Below are 17,765 nucleotides of genomic sequence, written 5' to 3'. Positions count from 1 at the left end.
ACTATACGGCTTGGCGGGGGGGGCCGGAAGCGGGGCGGGTTTTAGAGGTGTGTCGCCGGGGAGGACGCCTTCGCGAGCAGGCTCGCTCCCACATTGGATCTCTGTCGTTCATAAAACCCCTGTGGGAGCGAGCCTGCTCGCGAAGCTTTTAGCTAGCGCCGCGCATGGTAAAGGCTGACATGTCTGAACTCTTCCGGCTCTGCCAGATCCGGCAAGGTCATCGCCTCCAGCATTTCAATGCGCTCATACAACGGATGGCGAAAATCCCTGACCCGCGAATCGGCCACCAGCGCTTCACGGCCCCGGCTGAGAAACGCATCAAGCAACGGCAGATTCGCCCGGTCATACAACACATCCGCCACCAGAATCAGATCAAAACGATCCGCTTCGGCGAAGAAATCCGTCGAATAACTCATCTGCACATCATTGAGTTCGGCATTCGCCCGGCACGCGGCAATCGCCAACGGATCGAGATCGCAGGCCACCACTTCCAGCGCCCCGGCCTTCACCGCCGCAATCGCGGCGATGCCGGAGCCGGCGCCGAAGTCCAGCACGCGCTTGCCGCGTACCCATTCGGGAAACTCCGCCAGATAGCGCGCCACCGCCAAGCCGCTTGCCCAGCAAAAACTCCAGTACGGCGGCTCGTGCAGAATCCGTTGGGTTTCTTCCTGGCTGAATTCGCGCGCCATGTTGTCGCCGTCGATCAGCCACAACTGCAAATCGGTGTCCGGCAACGCACAGGCTTTCAGTCTGGCGTCGCCGAGCAGTTCACCCAACGCCTGTTGCAGGTCGAGCGGTGCATTCATGGTGCTTTGACGAATTGCAGTTGGCCCAATGCCTGAGTGGTCGGCTGGGTAATGGTTTGTGACGGCAGATGCAGGATCAACTGGCCGGACTGACTGGCGCGCCCGCGCAATTCAACCCGCGCCCCGGCCGGGAAGGCCTCGGGGTTGAAGCGCACGTGGAACGGCAGAATCTGGTTGTTGCCGATCAGGCTGGAACTGGCGAGCAATTGCTGCGGGCGATCCTTTGCATCGATCACCAGCAGTGCCAGTTCGACTTCGGCGCCGGCCGGCACGCCTTGCAGGGTGCCGCTCAGTTCACGTTGATAGGCTGGCAGCGGGCCGAGATCGGCGGCCTCTCTGGCTTTTTTCTGCGCCTGTTGTGGTGCGGGGCCTGGGGTCGGCGGCTGAGGCTTGGGTGCATCGCTGCCACAGGCCACCAGCAGGCTGAAAAGACTGAGCAAAACGAGCGGACGTATCGGCATTGGCAGCTCCGGCAAAATGAAATCCATGGATCAAACGATCATGCCAGTCTGTATACCGCAAACCCTATGGCTTGTCTTGCCACCGGGATGCGCTACCATGGCCCTCCCTTTTTTTGTTGCCAGCCACCATGCACTGTCCCTTCTGCGGTGCCAACGACACCAAGGTCATCGACTCGCGTCTGGTCGCCGAGGGCGAACAGGTGCGCCGCCGGCGTGAATGCCTGGCCTGCGGCGAACGTTTCACGACGTTCGAGACGGCCGAACTGGTGTTGCCGCGCCTGATCAAAACCGATGGCAGCCGCCAGCCGTTCGACGAAGAAAAGCTCCGCGCGGGCATGCAACGCGCCCTGGAGAAACGTCCGGTAAGCGTCGAGCGCCTCGAATCCTCTCTGGTTCACATCAAGCACAAGCTGCGCGCCACCGGCGAGCGCGAGGTCAAATCCCTCGTGGTCGGCGAACTGGTGATGGCCGAGCTGCAAAAGCTTGATGAAGTCGCCTACATCCGGTTCGCTTCGGTGTACAAACGCTTCCAGGACCTCAACGAATTCCGCGAAGAGATCGATCGCCTCGCCCGTGAACCGGTGAAAGAATGACCAGCGCCGCCGAGCAGGCCATCCTCGACGCCCGTTTCATGGCCCGCGCGCTGGAACTGGCGCGCAAAGGTCACTACACCACGCACCCCAATCCTCGGGTTGGCTGCGTGGTGGTGCGCGACGGCCAGATTGTCGGCGAAGGCTGGCACGAACGCGCTGGTGAACCCCACGCCGAAGTCCATGCCTTGCGCGCTGCCGGTGAACTGGCCCGGGGCGCCACTGCTTACGTGACTCTCGAACCTTGCAGCCACCATGGCCGTACGCCGCCGTGCGCCGAGGCGCTGGTGAATGCCGGCGTCGGCCGGGTGGTCGCGGCGATGCGTGATCCGAATCCGCAAGTGGCGGGCCGTGGCTTGCAGCGTCTGGCCGATGCCGGCATCGCGACCGAAAGCGGCGTGCTGGAAGCTGAAGCGCGCAAGCTCAATCAAGGTTTTCTGAAACGCATGGAACACGGCTTGCCGTTCGTGCGGGTCAAGTTGGCCATGAGTCTCGACGGCCGTACGGCGATGGAGAGCGGTGAGAGCCAGTGGATCACCGGCCCGGCCGCACGTTCGGCGGTACAGCGTTTGCGCGCTCAGGCGGCGGTGGTGCTGACCGGTGCCGACACAGTGCTGGCCGATGGCGCGCGCCTGACCGTGCGTGCTGAAGAGCTGGGGCTGGATGCCGGGCAAAGCGCATTGGCCATGAGCCGTCCGCCGCTGCGCGTACTGGTCGACGGGCGCCTGCGGGTGCCGCTGGATGCGCCGTTTTTCAAGGCCGGCCCGGCGTTGGTCGCCACGTGTGTAGCGGTCGAAGAGCAATACGCCAACGGCCCCGAATGCCTGATCGTGCCGGGTGATGACGGCCAGGTCGATCTGCATCAGTTGCTGATCGAACTGGCCAACCGTGGCGTCAACGAAGTGCTGGTCGAGGCCGGCCCGCGTCTGGCCGGTGCTTTTGCCCAGCTCGGTCTGGTCGATGAGTTCGTGATTTTCATCGCCGGCAAGTTCCTCGGCTCCACGGCGCGTCCGCTGCTCGACTGGCCGCTGGCCTCTATGAAGGACGCCCCTGAGCTGAAAATCACTGATATCCGTGCAGTTGGCGATGACTGGCGAGTCACTGCCATCCCTGTCCTTTCGGCGAGCGTATAATTCCCGGCCATCGCGTTAGCGCTGGCTTCGTTCTCAAGGAGAACCCCATGTTTACCGGCATCATCGAATCCATCGGCAGCATCCGTGCACTGACCCCAAAGGGCGGCGATGTACGGGTGCATGTTGCAACCGGCAAGCTCGACCTGAGCGACGTCAAACTCGGCGACAGCATCGCAGTCAATGGCGTCTGCCTGACGGCCGTTGAGCTGCCGGGCGACGGTTTTGCTGCCGACGTCAGCCGCGAAACCCTCGACTGCACAGCCATGAACGACCTGAAAAGCGGCAGCCCGGTCAATCTGGAAAAAGCCCTGACCCCGACCACCCGTCTCGGCGGGCATCTGGTCAGCGGTCACGTCGACGGTGTCGGTGAAGTGGTTTCGCGCAGCGACAATGCCCGCGCCGTGGAATTTCGCATCCGCGCGCCGAAAGAACTGGCCAAGTACATCGCCCATAAAGGCTCGGTCACCGTCGACGGCACCAGCCTGACCGTGAACGCGGTCGATGGCGCCGAATTCATGCTGACCATCATTCCGCACACCCTGAGCGAAACCATCATGGCTTCTTATAAGCCTGGTCGCCGGGTGAACCTGGAAGTCGACTTGCTGGCGCGTTATCTGGAGCGTCTGCTGTTGGGCGACAAGGCCGCAGAGCCGACTGCCGGCAGCACCATTACCGAAAGCTTTCTGGCCCAAAACGGCTACCTCAAATCCTGACTGAAGGGGGTGCCTTGTGGCGCTCAATAGCATCGAAGAACTGGTTGAAGACATCCGCCAAGGCAAGATGGTCATCCTCATGGATGACGAAGACCGTGAGAACGAAGGCGACCTGATCATGGCCGCCGAGTGCTGCAAGGCCGAACACATCAACTTCATGGCCAAGCACGCCCGTGGCCTGATCTGCATGCCGATGAGCCGCGAGCGCTGCGAGCTGCTGAAGCTGCCACTGATGGCGCCACGCAACGGTTCCGGTTTCGGCACCAAGTTCACCGTGTCGATCGAAGCCGCCGAAGGCGTCACCACCGGTATCTCCGCAGCCGACCGTGCCCGTACCGTACAAGCGGCTGCCGCCAAAGACGCCAAGGCTGAAGACATCGTCAGCCCGGGCCACATCTTTCCGCTGATGGCGCAGGCCGGCGGCACCCTGGCGCGCGCCGGCCACACCGAAGCTGCTTGCGACCTGGCGCGCATGGCCGGTTTCGAGCCGAGCGGCGTGATCTGCGAAGTGATGAACGACGACGGCACCATGTCCCGTCGCACCGAACTGGAAGCGTTCGCTGCCGAACACAACATCAAGATCGGCACCATTGCCGACCTGATTCACTACCGGATGATCCACGAACGTACCGTTCAGCGGATTGCCGAACAGCCACTGGACAGCGAACTGGGCCAATTCAACCTGGTGACCTATCGTGATTCCGTGGAAGGCGACGTGCACATGGCCCTGACGCTGGGCACCGTTTGCGCCGAAGAGCCAACCCTGGTTCGCGTGCACAACATGGACCCGTTGCGCGACCTGTTGATGGTCAAACAACCGGGCCGCTGGAGCCTGCGCGCCGCCATGGCCGCGGTTGCCGAGGCTGGCAGCGGTGTAGTGCTGTTGCTCGGTCACCCGCTCGATGGCGACGTGTTGCTGGCGCACATCCGCGAAACCGCCGATCAGGCTGTGGTGAAAAAACCGACCACTTACAGCATCGTCGGTGCCGGTTCGCAGATCCTGCGTGACCTCGGTGTGCGCAAAATGCGCTTGATGTCGGCGCCAATGAAATTTAATGCGATATCCGGTTTCGATCTGGAAGTTGTAGAATACGTGCCCTCCGAATAATGACCGGTTGTTTCCGGCCCTGATTTCGCGGCAAATAAATCACTGAGGGATGCGTAGCAGACGCGTCCCGGCTCTTTAAGAGATCTGACGAATGACCCTGAAGACCATCGAAGGTACCTTCATCGCCCCTAAAGGCCGCTACGCTTTGGTAGTAGGCCGTTTCAACAGCTTCGTTGTTGAAAGCCTGGTCAGCGGTGCAGTTGATGCCCTGGTTCGCCACGGCGTGAGCGAAAGCGACATCACCATCATCCGCGCACCTGGCGCCTTCGAAATCCCGCTGGTTGCGCAGAAAGTCGCCCAGAAAGGCGAGTTCGCAGCCATCATCGCCCTCGGCGCGGTCATTCGTGGCGGCACTCCGCACTTCGAATACGTGGCGGGCGAGTGCACCAAAGGCCTGGCCCAGGTGTCCATGGAGTTCGGCGTGCCGGTCGCTTTCGGCGTGCTGACCGTTGATTCCATCGAGCAAGCCATCGAACGTTCCGGCACCAAGGCCGGTAACAAAGGTGCCGAAGCTGCCCTGTCCGCTCTGGAAATGGTCAGCCTGCTGGCGCAGTTGGAGGCCAAGTGATTAGCGACGAAAGCGATCGTTTCAACCCGCGCGAGCCACGTCCAGCGGACGCCGGCAAGCCTTCGAAAAGCGAGAAGCGCCGGGCTGCCCGTCAGTTGGCGACTCAAGCACTGTATCAGCGTCATATGGCCAGTACCTCGCTGAACGAAATCGAAGCGCAGTTCCGCGTCGATAACGATTTTACCTTTGCCGATGCCAGCTACTTCCACGACATCCTGCACGGTGTTCCAGCCAGCCTGACCGAGATCGACGCCGCGTTGGCGCCGTGCCTGGATCTGACCATCGAAGAGCTCGACCCGGTTGAACTGTGCGTGCTGCGCCTGTCCGCATGGGAGCTGCTCAAACGTGTCGACGTGCCATACCGTGTGGTAATCAACGAAGGGATCGAACTGGCGAAAGTCTACGGTTCGACCGACGGCCACAAGTTCGTCAACGGCGTGCTCGACAAGCTGGCCCCGCGCCTGCGTGAAGCCGAAGTGAAGGAACACAAGCGCTGATCTGCGCTTGAGTTCCCAATGGGCGAGTTTGAGCTGATCCGCAATTTCTTCGCCGCCGCGCCTTGTGCGCAGGGCGGCGAGGGCGTTGCACTGGGGATCGGCGACGACTGCGCCTTGCTGGCGGTTCCCCCCGGGGAGCAGTTGGCGATTTCCACCGATACGCTGGTGGCCGGTGTGCATTTCGCCGACCCCTGCGATCCGTTTCTGCTCGGTCAGCGCTCGCTGGCCGTCGCGGTCAGCGATCTGGCCGCCATGGGCGCCACACCCGTTGCCTTTACCCTTGCCCTGACTGTGCCGACGGTGACCGCCGATTGGCTGCAAGCCTATGCCCGTGGTTTGAATCGCATGGCGCAGAGCTGCGGCGTGGCGTTGGTGGGCGGTGACACCACGCGTGGGCCGTTGAGCCTGACCGTCACCGTATTCGGTCGTGTTCCGGCCGGCCAGGCCCTTACCCGTAGCGGCGCGCAGCCGGGCGACTTGCTGTGTGTCGGCGGCGAACTGGGCAGTGCCGCCGGCGCGTTGCCGCTGGTATTGGGTCAGCGCGATGCGCCGCCGGACATTGCCCAGCTGCTGCTTGATCATTACTGGTCGCCACAGCCGCAACTGGCCCTCGGTCAGGCGTTGCGCGGCAAGGCCACGTCAGCGCTGGATATCTCCGACGGTTTGCTTGCCGATTGTGGCCACATCGCCCTGGCGTCGAAGGTGCGGCTTGAGATTGAACGCGAGCGCGTACCGTTGTCGGATGCTCTAGTGGCGTTTCTCGGCCAGCGTGGCGCCGAACGTGCGGCGTTGAGCGGTGGCGATGACTACGTGCTGGCCTTCACGCTACCGTCCGTCGAGTTGCCGGCGCTGCTGGCTGCCGGTTGGCCGGTCCATGTGATCGGACGCGTGGCAGAGGGGCAGGGCGTGGTCCTGCTGGATCGCGAAGGTCACGACATCACCCCGCAAATCCGGGGCTATCAACATTTTCAGGAGTCACCGTGACAGATCACCCGAAACAGGTTCCGGCCGAATTCGTTCCGCCGTCGGTCTGGCGCAATCCCTGGCATTTCCTCGCGTTCGGCTTCGGTTCGGGCACCTTGCCCAAGGCGCCGGGCACGTGGGGCTCGTTAGTTGCGCTACCCTTTATCCCGTTGTGGCAGATGCTGCCCGACTGGGGTTACTGGCTGATGCTCGGGATCACCATGCTGTTCGGCTTCTGGCTGTGCGGCAAGGTCGCCGACGATCTGCGTGTGCACGACCACGAAGGCATCGTCTGGGACGAAATGGTCGGGATGTGGATCACCCTGTGGCTGGTGCCTGAAGGCTGGTACTGGTTGCTCGCGGGTTTTCTGGTATTCCGCTTCTTCGACATTCTCAAACCGTGGCCGATTCGCTGGATCGACCGGCACGTCCACGGCGGCGTCGGCATCATGCTCGACGATGTGCTGGCCGGTGTGTTCGCCTGGCTGGCGATGCAGGGGCTGGTGTGGGTTTTCGCCTGACCTTGCGGGATACAGGCGTCAAAGGAGGAGACTAGGGATGGCACGACGCTGGCTGGCGCTGTTGGTTTTTACCCTGCTCGGCACTGTGGCCAGTGCGCAGGAATCAGTGCCGGCGCCCTCGGTCATCCACTTGGCCAGCGAAGTCTGGGAAGATTACACCGCCGCCGACGGTCATGGCCTGGGTTGGGACGTCTTGCGCAAGGTGTTTGAGCCGGCCGGGGTGAAACTGGATATTCGCACCGAGCCTTACACCCGTTCAGTGGGGCTGGCCCTGCGCGGTGAGGTCGATGCCTGTGTCGGCTCTTATCATCAAGAATTCAGCGACCTGCTTTATCCGCGCTGGAATTTCGACACTGACCACGTCTACGCGCTGGGCCTCGCCAGCACCCCGGCGCCGACCCCGCAAACCCTGGGCAGCTATCGACTGGCGTGGGTACGTGGCTACGACTATCAGAATTATCTGCCCAATGTGCGCAGCTATAACAAAGTCATCCGGCGTACCGGGATTTTGTCGATGCTGACCCACAATCGCGCCGACTATTACATCGACGCGCTGACTGAGATCGACTATGTGCTCAGCCGGGCCAGAGATCCTTTGCAGTTCCGCACCACGCATATCGCTGAATTGCCGCTGTACCTGTGTTTCGCCAACACGCCACAAGCGCGCACGTTGATGGCGCTGTTTGACCAACGCATGGAGCAGTTGGTGAAGAGCGGCGAGCTGAAGCCGATATTCGAGAAGTGGAAGCAGCCGTATCCATTTAGTTCGCCCTGACGCGAAACCCCTGTAGGAGCTGCGGCACGCTGCGATCTTTTGTTCTTGATCTTAAAAATCAGGATCAAAAGATCGCAGCCTCGTTTCACTCGACAGCTCCTACAGCGGTCCATGTTGTCCGGGAGTCATCAAACTTTTTGATCGTTATGCCCGATAATTCAGCCTAAGCGTCTGCAGGAACCTGCTGTTACAATGCCGCCCAGCGAATCTTCAGACTTTTTTAGATCAGGAGCACACCGGTGCCTGTCGTTTTTGTCGCCGCTTCCAAGCTGCCAACGCCTTTTGCGCAATTCACCATGCACGGTTTTCTCGATGAAGCCACCGGCCGCGAGCACGTTGTGCTGAGTCTGGGTGATTTTGCCGACGGAGCCCCGGTACTCGGCCGGTTGCACTCCGAATGCCTCACGGGTGACGCCTTGTTCAGCCAGCGTTGCGACTGCGGTTCGCAACTTGAAGGCGCGCTCAAAGCCATCGCTCGCGAAGGTCGCGGCGTGTTGCTTTACCTGCGTCAGGAAGGTCGCGGCATCGGTCTGCTGAACAAGATCCGTGCCTACGAATTGCAGGACGGCGGCGCCGACACCGTTGAAGCCAACGAACGTCTGGGCTTTGCCGCCGACCAGCGCGACTACGCCATGTGCCTGCCGATGCTTGAACATCTGGGCGTGAAATCCCTGCGTCTGATGACCAACAACCCGCGCAAGGTCAAAGCCTTGACCGACATGGGCATCGTCGTCGCCGAGCGCGTGCCGTTGCACACCGGCCACAATCCGCACAACAAACTCTACCTGGCGACCAAGGCCAGCAAGCTCGACCACATGATGGGCAATGAGCATCAGGGCGAGGTAGATCGGGCGTGACGCGCGGTCAGGTGCGCCGTCGCCTCAGCGTCGACTGGTGGAAATACCTGGCGCTGGCGCTGGTGCCGCTGTACGTGCTCAACGCCGTGTTCGGCCAGAGCGAGGCAATCCTGCCGGTATTGGCCATGCCTTTCTTTATCGCCGGTGTGGCGTCGATGTTTGTCAGCCTGAAGTTTTTCGGCCGCTACAAACATGCGCTGATCGCCACACAAAAAGCCCTCGATACCGCGGATGAATCGGCAGCCTGGATTGCCCTCGCTGCTCGCCGCCGCACGGCATTTCTCGCAGCGGCGTTGCCAGCATGGATCGGCGCATTGGCGGTGTTCGTTGGCCTGGAAGCCGTGCCGCTGATCCTGCTGGCGCTGTCCACCGCTGTGCTGTTCTACCTCTACCGTATCCCGCGTCAACTCGGCTGATGCGCCGTCTCTGGCTGGCGGTTCTGTTGCTGGCCATCAGCGGGTCGACGCTGGCCGCTCTGCGCGTGGTCAGCCTAGCGCCCTCTCTTTCTGAAATCGTCGTTGAGCTGGATTCGGCCGACCTGCTGGTTGGTGTGCTGGATGCCGGCGAGCGGCCCGCTGCGATCGCGCATGTTCCCTCAGTCGGTCGCTATGGCCAGCTCGACATGGAGCGTTTGCTCAGCCTCAAGCCTGATCTGTTGTTGCTTTGGCCCGGCAGTGTCGGGCCGGCGCAGCGTGATCAGCTCAAGCGCTTGAACATCCCGACGTATGTCGCCGAACCGCACAGTCTGGAACAGCTTTCTGCGCAGATCGAATCCATTGCAAGTCAATTGGGACGCCCCGAGCGAGGGGTGAAATTGGCAGCGGATCTGCGCAAGAGGCTCGACGAGCTACGCCAGCGCTATCGCCGGGACGTGCCGCTGAAAGTGTTCTATCAGGTCTGGGACAAGCCGCTGTACACCGTCGGTGGCGGGCAAATCATCAGCGATGCGCTGCAAGTGTGCGGTGCGCGCAATGTGTTTGACGGCCTGAGTCTGCCCGCGCCGCAGGTGAGCATCGAAGCGGTGCTGCAGCGTGATCCCGAGGTGATTCTCGCGGGTGATCAGGCGCAGCTTGATGCGTGGAAAGCGTGGCCGCAGGTGGCGGCGGTGAAGCAGGAAAAATTACTGTTGGTCACCGACAAAGGCCTTGAACGCCCAAGTGGCCAAATGATCAGCGCCACCGCCACACTCTGCCAATTGATCGCGCCTGACCGCTGAAATCGGGGTGACTTCTTCGCGAGCAGGCTCGCTCCCACAGGGGGATCGCATTCCAAATGTGGGAGCGAGCCTGCTCGCGAAGAGGGCAGCCAAAGCACTGCAAAGCTCAGATCAAAGCTGGGGAGTCCAGGTGACACCAAACATCCACGCCCGACCTTCCTCGCGATAGCCGTACTGGCTGCCGTCGTAGCTGTAATTCGCGCGGCTGTAACCCTTGTCCAAGAGGTTGTCGACCTTCAGATCCAGCTTGATCTCGCGGTTCAACGCCCAACTGCTGCGCAAGCCGAACAGTGCATAACCACCCAGCGACTGCTCATTTTTCAGGTCGTCATAACTGCTGCTGACCGCCTGCCAACTGGCGCCGAGGCTTACTCGATCAAACTGGCGATCCAGGTCCCAGCTCAGCGTACGTCGTGCGCGACGTGCCAGGGTGTGCCCGGTATCGCGATCACGCGGATCGATGATCGCCACGCCAAGATTGCTCTGCCAGCCAAACAGTTCCTGCTTCAATGCCGCTTCAAAACCATTGATCCGCGCCGATGCCACATTTTCCGGCCGGGAGTTGCTGCCGAAGATGATCGCGTCTTGCAGATTCGTCCGATACAGCGAAGCTTCCAGGCGAGTGCTGTCACTCAACTGGCTGCGCCATTGCAGTTCATAGCTTTTCGTGGTTTCTGGTTTGAGATTCGGGTTACTGAAATCCGGGTAGTAGAGGTCGTTGAAGGTCGGCGCGCGGAAACCTTCGCTGTAGCTCAGCAGCAAGTCATTGTCCCGGTTCAGCGGCAGGGTGAACGTACCGCTCCAGGTGTTCTGGCTGCCGAACTGCTGGTTGTCGTCGTGGCGCAGGCCCAGCTCCGTGGAGAAACTGTCAGCCTGATAACGATGCTGGATGAACGCGGCGCGGTTCCAGCGACTGTCTTCATCGAACGCGGTGCTGCTGTTGACCCGGTCTTCGTACCAGTCACCGCCGAGGATCAGGCTGTTGCGCGCGTCCAGGGTCAGGTCGTTCTGCCAGTTGACCGAGTCGCGATAGGTGTTGAACACCGTGCGTTCATCGCTGAGCTTGTCGAGGGTCTTCTCGCGGTTCTCGCTGTGGCCGAATTCGACGCGGGTTTTCCAGGTCTCGTTGACTCGGGCATCGACGTAGCTGCTGACACTGCTGACGTTGAAATCGCTGTAGGGCTGCTGCTGCACCGATTCGAAAGTGTTCATGTCGAAGCGGCCGAACGGATTGTCGAATTCGCTCTTGCCGCGGTTATCCAGCAGGTTGGCGCCGACTTCGATGTCATCGGTCAGCGCATGGCTGAGGCTTAGGCTGACCGACTTGTTGCGGTAGGCATCGTGATCGCCATCGCTCGGATACGACTCGTGGGTGCGGTCGAGGCCGGCGGTTTCATCAAGGCTGGCGCCAAGGTTGAAGCGGGTTTTCTCGTCCCCGCCGGACAGGCCAAGGCTGCGTGCCCAGGTCTGATGGCTGCCGAAGCCGACGTGCAGGCGCGGCTGTAATCCTTGTCCACTGCCCCGACGGGTGAAGATCTGAATCACCCCGCCAATCGCATCGCTGCCGTAAATCACCGAGCGCGAGCCGCGCAGCACTTCTACGCGCTCGATCTGCTCGATGTTGAGGTGCTGCAGATTACTGTCGCCGGAAGTCGAGCTGCCGATGCGCTGGCCGTCGACCAGTACCAGGCTTTGCGCCGACTGCGTGCCGCGAATGTAGATCCCCGGCAGACTGCCGCGCCCACCGGCCTGCGCCACTTGTACGCCCGGAACACGACGCAGCAGGTCCGGCACGTCGCTCGGTTGCAGGCGGTCGATGTCTTCGCGGGTGAACACGGTGTTGGCGGCACTGCTGTCGTTGCGTGCTTCGACCTGGCGGTTGGCGCTGATCAGCGTGTCCGGCAGTTTCAGCGCTTGATCGCGTTCGAAGGTGTCGGCGAGGGCGCTGGTGGTTGGCAGCAGAAGGAAGGGCAGGGCGAGGCGTGAGAGTTTCATGGACAGTCCACTGGTGTTTCAGGTGTACACAAATCAAATGTGGGAGCGAGCCTGCTCGCGAATGCGGTGTATCAGTCAGCAATGAATTGACTGACATTCCGCTTTCGCGAGCAGGCTCGCTCCCACAAGGGTAATGCGTTTATTTGTCGAGTAAGGTCAGACGCTCGCGAATCGAAGCCTCGATCCCTGCCTCATCCAGACCACACTCGGCCAGCATTTGCGCAGGCTTGGCGTGCTCGACGTAGACGTCCGGCAAGCCCAGATGCAGCATCGATTTGAGGATGTTCTCGCGGGCGAGAAACTCGCTGACCGCGCCACCGGCACCGCCCATGATCGCGTTCTCTTCGATCGTCACCAGCAACTCATGGCTGCCGGCAATCTCGCGCACCAACTCTTCATCCAGCGGTTTGACGAAACGCATGTCGACCACGGTGGCATCCAGCTTCTCGGCGACTTTCAGCGCCTCGGCCAGTTGCACGCCGAACACCAGCAGGGCGACTTTGTTGTCCTGACGACGGACGATGCCCTTGCCGATTTCGATCGGTTCGAGGTCTTTCTCGATGGTTGCGTTCGGGCCGGTACCGCGCGGGTAACGCACTGCCGCCGGGCCGTTGTAGCGGTGACCGGTGGTGAGCATTTTGCGCAGTTCGTTTTCATCGCTCGGGGTCATGATGACCATGCCCGGGATGCAACGCAGGTACGACAGGTCGAAACTGCCAGCGTGGGTCGGGCCGTCTTCGCCCACCAGGCCTGCGCGGTCGATGGCGAACAGCACGTCGAGGTTCTGCACCGCCACATCATGCACGAGCTGGTCGTAACCACGCTGCAGGAACGTCGAATAGATCGCCACCACCGGTTTGGCGCCTTCGCAGGCCATGCCGGCAGCGAACGTCACCGCGTGTTGCTCGGCAATTGCCACGTCGAAGTAGCGCAGCGGGAAACGTTCACTGAACGCCACCAGATCCGAGCCTTCCTTCATCGCCGGGGTAATCCCGACCAGGCGTGGGTCCGCTGCGGCCATGTCGCACAGCCATTCGCCGAACACCGCCGAATACTTCGGCCCGCCAGCCTTTTTCGGGGCAGCGGCCGGAGCGTCGACAGGTTCGAGTTTGGTGATCGCGTGGTAGCCGATCGGGTCGACTTCCGCCGGGGCGAAGCCTTTGCCTTTTTTGGTGACGATGTGCAGGAACTGCGGGCCTTTCAGATCGCGCATGTTGCGCAGGGTGGCGATCAGGGTCGGCAAGTCGTGGCCGTCGATCGGACCGATGTAGTTCCAGCCCAGCTCTTCGAACAGCGTGCCGGGGACCAGCATGCCTTTTGCGTATTCTTCGGTGCGGCGGGCGATTTCCCAAGCGCCGGGCAGGCGCGACAGGACTTTCTTGCTGCCTTCACGCATGCTCGCGTAAGTGCGGCTGGACAGGATCTTCGCCAGATAATTCGACAGACCGCCAACGTTGCGCGAGATCGACATGTCGTTGTCGTTGAGGATCACCAGCATGTTGGCGTTGACTTCCGGCGCGTGGTTCAGCGCCTCGAAAGCCATGCCAGCGGTCAACGCGCCATCGCCGATCACGGCAATCGCCTTGCGATCTCTGTTTTGCAGGCGGGCGGCAATCGCCATGCCCAGCGCTGCGCTGATCGAGGTGCTGGAGTGGCCGACGCCAAAGGTGTCGTACTCGCTCTCGGCGCGACGCGGGAAGGCCGCGATGCCGTCCTTCTGGCGCAGGGATTCCATGCGCTCGCGTCGGCCGGTGAGGATCTTGTGCGGATACGCCTGATGACCCACGTCCCACACCAGCCGGTCGTCCGGGGTGTCGAAGACGTAATGCAACGCGATGGTCAGCTCGATGACGCCCAGGCCGGCACCGAAATGCCCACCGGTCTGGCCGACCGTGTAGAGCAATTCCAGGCGCAACTCATCGGCCAGGGTTTCCAGCTCGGCTTCGCCTAACCGGCGCAGGCCGTCCGGCGTATTCGCGCGGTCGAGCAGGGGCGTGGTCGGGCGCTTGCGGGGAATCTCATGAAACGTCGTGGGCATCAGGCGAATCGTTATAGGTATAAAAGATGCGGCAGTTTACCTGATGCATCGCCCCCTGCCCACGCGTTGGTCTTTTTTGGCTGATTCGCCGTCAGTTGCGGCGCTCGACGATATATCGGGCCAACTCGCGCAAAGGCTCGGCCGCCGCGTCAAACGGTCGCAGGGCGTCGAGGGCCTGATCGCGCAGTTCTATCGCGTAGGCCTTGGCAGCGTCCAGGCCCAGCAGGGCCGGGTAGGTCGGTTTATCGCGAGCGATATCGGCGCCTTGGCGTTTGCCGAGGGTTGCGGTATCACTTTCGACGTCAAGAATGTCGTCCTGCACCTGAAAGGCCAGACCGATGGCCTGTGCATAAGTCTGCAGGGCCTTGAGGTCATCCGGCTCGGCACGGCCGCTGGCCAGGGCGCCGAGTTTGACGCTGACTTCGATCAACGCGCCGGTCTTGTGCCGGTGCATCTGTTCGAGGGCTTTCTGATCGAGCTTCAGACCGACCGAACCGAGGTCGATGGCTTGGCCACCGACCATGCCCGCCGGGCCTGCGGCCTGAGCCAGCGCGGTGACCATTTGCAGACGGATGTCGGCGTCGAGATTGCTCAAACGTGGGTCAAGCAAGGCGCTGAACGCCAGGCTTTGCAAACCATCACCGGCAAGAATCGCGCAGGCTTCATCGAATTTTTTGTGGGTGGTGGGCTGGCCGCGACGCAGATCGTCGTCGTCCATTGCCGGCAAATCGTCGTGCACCAGCGAGTAAGCGTGGATCAGCTCAACCGCACACGCTGCGCCGTTGGCCTGCTCAGCCTCGCCGCCGAGCGCTTCACACGCGGCGTAAGCCAGCAGCGGACGCACGCGTTTGCCGCCGTTCATCACGCTGTAGCGCATGGCTTCATAAAGGCGCGCCAGTTCTGGCAGCGGCGCGTTGAACAGACTTTCCAGTGCCGCGTTGACCCGGGCCTGGCTGGTCGCCGAATACGCTGCAATCATTCTGGCTGTTCCGCGTCGAAGGGTTCCTCGGCGAGTTCGCCATCGCGCTCCAGCAGCACTTGCACCTTCTGCTCGGCCTGTGCCAGCGCTGCCTGGCAATCACGGGTCAGCCCGATGCCCTGCTCGAAAGCGGTCAGCGAGTCTTCCAGCGACAATTCACCGTTCTCCAGACGCTCGACCAGTGTTTGCAGGTCGGCGAGGGACTGTTCGAAATCCAGTGCAGCTTTTTTGCGGGCCATGGCGGCGATTTTCCGGTTGACGTTAAACCGGCGCGACACTAGCAGATAGGGGGTTTATGGGCAAATGAGCGGGGGGCGCAGATGGATCAATGGGTGGATTCGCCTGGATAGCGGATCTGGTAGCGAGTGCTCCGCCCGCCGCCCGGAAGTCGTTGCAGGCAGCCTTTGTCCAGCAACTCCGCCAGATGCCGGGTAGCCGTAGCCTTTGAGACTTTCGCCACACTTTGATATTGCGCCGCACTGATGCCGTGTTCGAAACCGCGCTCCCCGCCGTCGAGCAAACGATTGAGCACTTTGATCTGCTCCACCGACAGTTCAGATTCGCGGTGCGCCTGCCAGAAACGCGACTTGCCCAGCACGCCCTCGATCCGCGCGATGGCTTGTTGCAGGCTGCGCAGCAAGGTTTGCAGGAACCATGTCAGCCATTGCGTGATGTCCAGCGTGGCTTTCTGGCTGGATTCCAGAACTCGGTAATAGCCGCCGCGATCATCGAGGATGCTGGCCGACATGGCATAAAAACGGATCGCCCGTGCTTCGCCCTGAGCCAGCGCCAGATCGGTGATGGTGCGGGTCAGGCGACCGTTGCCATCGTCGAACGGGTGCAGCGTGACGAACCAGAAATGCGCGATGCCTGCTCGCAGCAAAGGATCGAGGCCAGCCTGACGCTGGCTGGCTTCGAACCACTCGAGAAAGCTGTCGAGTTGCCGCTCAAGGCCTTGTCTGGGCGGGGCTTCGAAGTGCACGATCGGACGATCAATCCGCCCGGAAACCACTTGCATCGGCTCCTCGCCACGTAGCGCACCGACATTGATTGCGCGCGAAGAAAAGCCTGTTTCCGGATCAGGGAACAGCCATTCATGCCATTCCAGTAACCGCTCCAGCGTCAACGGCTCATTGAAGTGCCGTGTTGCATCGAGCATCAATTGCGCCAGACCTTCACTGCGCTGACTGACTTTTTCGTCATCGACCCGTTCCAGGCCCAGACGCCGCGCCAGTGACGAACGAACTGAACCGACATTCAACTGCTCGCCCTCGATGGCCGAGGAAGTCACGATGTTTTGCAGCAATGCGTCGAGTTCAGTCTGAGCACTCAAAGAGTTACCCACTGATCCGGCCATGCCCATCAATTGACCTTGTGCCTGCACGCACTCACGCAGCAACGGCGTCAGACGTTCTGCCTGCCAGTTGAAATCGGGCCAGTCGGGTTGTTGCCAGATCCAGTTCGTAGCCATTGGATGCCATTCCTGAGTGCGTGAGCCGAATAGAAACGCTATTCGGCTCATTTTGTGAGCCGAATATGACGCCTATTCGGCTCATCGTCCACCCGACGCCGTGATTGCTACCGCAAAAGCAGATGTATCCGATTGTTAAAAAACTGCCGAATGGCTAATCTTCGCGCCTTCTACGACCCAATAGTCACGGGTCTTTCAGACGAAACGCAGTTTCCACCGCTGTGAAGTACCGAGGATCGGGTGCAAGGTTTCGTTCAGGCATGGCAGGAGGCATCACATGCGTTCATTTCTTATGCTGCTGATCGGCCTGGCCTGCGCGCCTGCGCTGCTGGCCGCGCCGACGGCAGAGATGTCTGAACCGGTAGGCGGCTGGCGCTACCACGGCTTGCTCGACCGCACCGAAAACCCGCAAGTCGCTTATCCCACGCCGCCGATCGATCGCGGCATCCAGCGCAATCGTACGATGATCCAGGGCCAGCTCAAGGCTCTCGGGCATATGCGCCCGCCGCACAGTCTCGCGGTCAACGGCAATCCCCTGAATCTGTACACCGACGACCAAGGCCGTTTCGCCCGGCCCTATGCGTTCGGCGCCGGTTCCAACAGTGTCGAAGTGATCAGCGCCGAGGGGCAGTCGCTCAAGCGCGTGCAATTTTATGAAGCAAATAATCTGCGCACGCCGGCGAGAATTCGTCTTGTCTTGGGGTGGGACGATCCGAAAGCCGAGCTCGATCTGCACATTGTCACGCCTGATGGCCAACATGCCTTTTGGGCGCGGCCGGCGCTGAGCAATGGCGGTGGTCTGGACCCGGATGGTGTCGATGGCCCCGGCCCGGAAATGTTCACCATGACCGCGCCGCTGCATGGCACTTATCTGGTTTACGTCAACTATTGGGGCAACTTCGGCAACGGCGGCTATAACTTCGAGGAGACCAGCAACCAGAACGAGGTGATCACCTCGCAAATCACGCTGGTGCTCAACGAAAACACCGTCGACGAAAAACGCGAGACGTTCATCGTGCCCCTGCGGGCGATCGGTGATCTGCTGCTGGTCAAGACTTTCAACTATTAAGCATC

20 protein-coding genes are annotated in these 17,765 nt (G+C 61.3%); 13 read left to right on the top strand and 7 right to left on the bottom strand.

Annotated features, from left to right (window positions below):
* Nucleotides 1–152 precede the first annotated feature (152 nt).
* Complete coding sequence (locus CKW18_RS09005) at nt 153–806, bottom strand: methyltransferase (protein WP_095188505.1); 654 nt, start codon at nt 804–806, stop codon at nt 153–155.
* Nucleotides 803–1,267, bottom strand: coding sequence for a YbaY family lipoprotein (locus CKW18_RS09000; RefSeq protein ID WP_095188545.1), 465 nt, complete (start codon nt 1,265–1,267; stop codon nt 803–805). Before CKW18_RS09000 ends, CKW18_RS09005 begins: the two co-directional genes overlap by 4 nt.
* 128 nt (nt 1,268–1,395) lie before the next feature.
* Here CKW18_RS09000 and nrdR point away from each other — a divergent pair, with 128 nt between their 5' ends.
* From nrdR to CKW18_RS08940, 12 genes are all read left to right on the top strand, one after another.
* On the top strand, nt 1,396–1,860 hold the full coding sequence (gene nrdR, locus CKW18_RS08995) for a transcriptional regulator NrdR (protein ID WP_007910946.1): 465 nt from the start codon (nt 1,396–1,398) through the stop codon (nt 1,858–1,860).
* On the top strand, nt 1,857–2,990 hold the full coding sequence (gene ribD / locus CKW18_RS08990) for a bifunctional diaminohydroxyphosphoribosylaminopyrimidine deaminase/5-amino-6-(5-phosphoribosylamino)uracil reductase RibD (RefSeq protein ID WP_095188504.1): 1,134 nt from the start codon (nt 1,857–1,859) through the stop codon (nt 2,988–2,990). The genes nrdR and ribD overlap by 4 nt, the downstream gene beginning before the upstream one ends.
* A 47-nt stretch (nt 2,991–3,037) precedes the next feature.
* Nucleotides 3,038–3,703, top strand: a complete 666-nt coding sequence (locus tag CKW18_RS08985; RefSeq protein ID WP_095188503.1) for a riboflavin synthase — start codon at nt 3,038–3,040, stop codon at nt 3,701–3,703.
* A gap of 16 nt (nt 3,704–3,719) precedes the next feature.
* Nucleotides 3,720–4,811, top strand: a complete 1,092-nt coding sequence (ribBA, locus tag CKW18_RS08980) for a bifunctional 3,4-dihydroxy-2-butanone-4-phosphate synthase/GTP cyclohydrolase II (RefSeq protein ID WP_095188502.1) — start codon at nt 3,720–3,722, stop codon at nt 4,809–4,811.
* Nucleotides 4,812–4,902: 91 nt separating this feature from the next.
* On the top strand, nt 4,903–5,379 hold the full coding sequence (ribE, locus tag CKW18_RS08975) for a 6,7-dimethyl-8-ribityllumazine synthase (protein ID WP_003228649.1): 477 nt from the start codon (nt 4,903–4,905) through the stop codon (nt 5,377–5,379).
* Nucleotides 5,376–5,876 (top strand): transcription antitermination factor NusB, encoded by a 501-nt coding sequence (nusB, locus tag CKW18_RS08970; RefSeq protein ID WP_095188501.1) that lies wholly within the window; start codon nt 5,376–5,378, stop codon nt 5,874–5,876. The genes ribE and nusB overlap by 4 nt, the downstream gene beginning before the upstream one ends.
* 18 nt (nt 5,877–5,894) lie before the next feature.
* Nucleotides 5,895–6,860: a thiamine-phosphate kinase gene (thiL, locus tag CKW18_RS08965; RefSeq protein ID WP_095188500.1), complete on the top strand. Its 966-nt coding sequence runs from the start codon at nt 5,895–5,897 to the stop codon at nt 6,858–6,860.
* Nucleotides 6,857–7,360, top strand: a complete 504-nt coding sequence (locus CKW18_RS08960) for a phosphatidylglycerophosphatase A (protein ID WP_011336134.1) — start codon at nt 6,857–6,859, stop codon at nt 7,358–7,360. The genes thiL and CKW18_RS08960 overlap by 4 nt, the downstream gene beginning before the upstream one ends.
* A 37-nt stretch (nt 7,361–7,397) precedes the next feature.
* Nucleotides 7,398–8,135, top strand: a complete 738-nt coding sequence (locus tag CKW18_RS08955) for an ABC transporter substrate-binding protein (RefSeq protein ID WP_095188499.1) — start codon at nt 7,398–7,400, stop codon at nt 8,133–8,135.
* 239 nt (nt 8,136–8,374) lie between these two features.
* Nucleotides 8,375–8,992: a GTP cyclohydrolase II gene (ribA, locus tag CKW18_RS08950; protein ID WP_095188498.1), complete on the top strand. Its 618-nt coding sequence runs from the start codon at nt 8,375–8,377 to the stop codon at nt 8,990–8,992.
* Nucleotides 8,989–9,408 (top strand): MFS transporter, encoded by a 420-nt coding sequence (locus CKW18_RS08945; RefSeq protein WP_095188497.1) that lies wholly within the window; start codon nt 8,989–8,991, stop codon nt 9,406–9,408. Before ribA ends, CKW18_RS08945 begins: the two co-directional genes overlap by 4 nt.
* On the top strand, nt 9,408–10,208 hold the full coding sequence (locus CKW18_RS08940) for a cobalamin-binding protein (protein WP_095188496.1): 801 nt from the start codon (nt 9,408–9,410) through the stop codon (nt 10,206–10,208). The genes CKW18_RS08945 and CKW18_RS08940 overlap by 1 nt, the downstream gene beginning before the upstream one ends.
* A 111-nt stretch (nt 10,209–10,319) precedes the next feature.
* Here the strand turns inward: CKW18_RS08940 and CKW18_RS08935 are convergent, their stop codons facing one another.
* The 5 genes from CKW18_RS08935 to CKW18_RS08915 form a co-directional block, all read right to left on the bottom strand.
* Nucleotides 10,320–12,203, bottom strand: a complete 1,884-nt coding sequence (locus CKW18_RS08935) for a TonB-dependent receptor domain-containing protein (protein ID WP_095188495.1) — start codon at nt 12,201–12,203, stop codon at nt 10,320–10,322.
* A gap of 139 nt (nt 12,204–12,342) precedes the next feature.
* Entirely contained in the window at nt 12,343–14,241 is a 1,899-nt protein-coding gene (gene dxs / locus CKW18_RS08930) for a 1-deoxy-D-xylulose-5-phosphate synthase (RefSeq protein WP_095188494.1), read from the bottom strand.
* A gap of 91 nt (nt 14,242–14,332) precedes the next feature.
* On the bottom strand, nt 14,333–15,220 hold the full coding sequence (gene ispA, locus CKW18_RS08925) for a (2E,6E)-farnesyl diphosphate synthase (RefSeq protein WP_095188493.1): 888 nt from the start codon (nt 15,218–15,220) through the stop codon (nt 14,333–14,335).
* Nucleotides 15,217–15,459, bottom strand: a complete 243-nt coding sequence (locus CKW18_RS08920; RefSeq protein ID WP_003228627.1) for an exodeoxyribonuclease VII small subunit — start codon at nt 15,457–15,459, stop codon at nt 15,217–15,219. Before CKW18_RS08920 ends, ispA begins: the two co-directional genes overlap by 4 nt.
* 86 nt (nt 15,460–15,545) lie before the next feature.
* Complete coding sequence (locus CKW18_RS08915; RefSeq protein WP_095188492.1) at nt 15,546–16,691, bottom strand: Fic family protein; 1,146 nt, start codon at nt 16,689–16,691, stop codon at nt 15,546–15,548.
* A 277-nt stretch (nt 16,692–16,968) separates the two neighbouring features.
* On the opposite strand from CKW18_RS08915, the gene CKW18_RS08910 reads away from it, so the two are divergent.
* Nucleotides 16,969–17,760, top strand: a complete 792-nt coding sequence (locus CKW18_RS08910; protein WP_095188491.1) for a YfaP family protein — start codon at nt 16,969–16,971, stop codon at nt 17,758–17,760.
* Nucleotides 17,761–17,765 lie beyond the last annotated feature (5 nt).

It is taken from the genome of Pseudomonas sp. Irchel 3E19, assembly GCF_900187585.1.
GTDB classification, from domain to species: domain Bacteria; phylum Pseudomonadota; class Gammaproteobacteria; order Pseudomonadales; family Pseudomonadaceae; genus Aquipseudomonas; species Aquipseudomonas baetica.
Note: the sequence above shows the minus strand (reverse complement) of the source record. Positions and strands in the feature narration are given on the sequence as shown.

Excerpts from the sequence above, each read along its gene's own strand:
- CKW18_RS09005 (WP_095188505.1), bottom strand. The coding sequence starts at position 806 with ATGAATGCACCGCTCGACCTGCAACAGGCGTTGGGTGAACTGCTCGGC.
- CKW18_RS09000 (WP_095188545.1), bottom strand. The coding sequence starts at position 1,267 with ATGCCGATACGTCCGCTCGTTTTGCTCAGTCTTTTCAGCCTGCTGGTG.
- nrdR (WP_007910946.1), top strand. The coding sequence starts at position 1,396 with ATGCACTGTCCCTTCTGCGGTGCCAACGACACCAAGGTCATCGACTCG.
- ribD (WP_095188504.1), top strand. The coding sequence starts at position 1,857 with ATGACCAGCGCCGCCGAGCAGGCCATCCTCGACGCCCGTTTCATGGCC.
- CKW18_RS08985 (WP_095188503.1), top strand. The coding sequence starts at position 3,038 with ATGTTTACCGGCATCATCGAATCCATCGGCAGCATCCGTGCACTGACC.
- ribE (WP_003228649.1), top strand. The coding sequence starts at position 4,903 with ATGACCCTGAAGACCATCGAAGGTACCTTCATCGCCCCTAAAGGCCGC.
- thiL (WP_095188500.1), top strand. The coding sequence starts at position 5,895 with ATGGGCGAGTTTGAGCTGATCCGCAATTTCTTCGCCGCCGCGCCTTGT.
- CKW18_RS08955 (WP_095188499.1), top strand. The coding sequence starts at position 7,398 with ATGGCACGACGCTGGCTGGCGCTGTTGGTTTTTACCCTGCTCGGCACT.
- CKW18_RS08940 (WP_095188496.1), top strand. The coding sequence starts at position 9,408 with ATGCGCCGTCTCTGGCTGGCGGTTCTGTTGCTGGCCATCAGCGGGTCG.
- CKW18_RS08935 (WP_095188495.1), bottom strand. The coding sequence starts at position 12,203 with ATGAAACTCTCACGCCTCGCCCTGCCCTTCCTTCTGCTGCCAACCACC.
- dxs (WP_095188494.1), bottom strand. The coding sequence starts at position 14,241 with ATGCCCACGACGTTTCATGAGATTCCCCGCAAGCGCCCGACCACGCCC.
- ispA (WP_095188493.1), bottom strand. The coding sequence starts at position 15,220 with ATGATTGCAGCGTATTCGGCGACCAGCCAGGCCCGGGTCAACGCGGCA.
- CKW18_RS08920 (WP_003228627.1), bottom strand. The coding sequence starts at position 15,459 with ATGGCCCGCAAAAAAGCTGCACTGGATTTCGAACAGTCCCTCGCCGAC.
- CKW18_RS08915 (WP_095188492.1), bottom strand. The coding sequence starts at position 16,691 with ATGGCTACGAACTGGATCTGGCAACAACCCGACTGGCCCGATTTCAAC.
- CKW18_RS08910 (WP_095188491.1), top strand. The coding sequence starts at position 16,969 with ATGCGTTCATTTCTTATGCTGCTGATCGGCCTGGCCTGCGCGCCTGCG.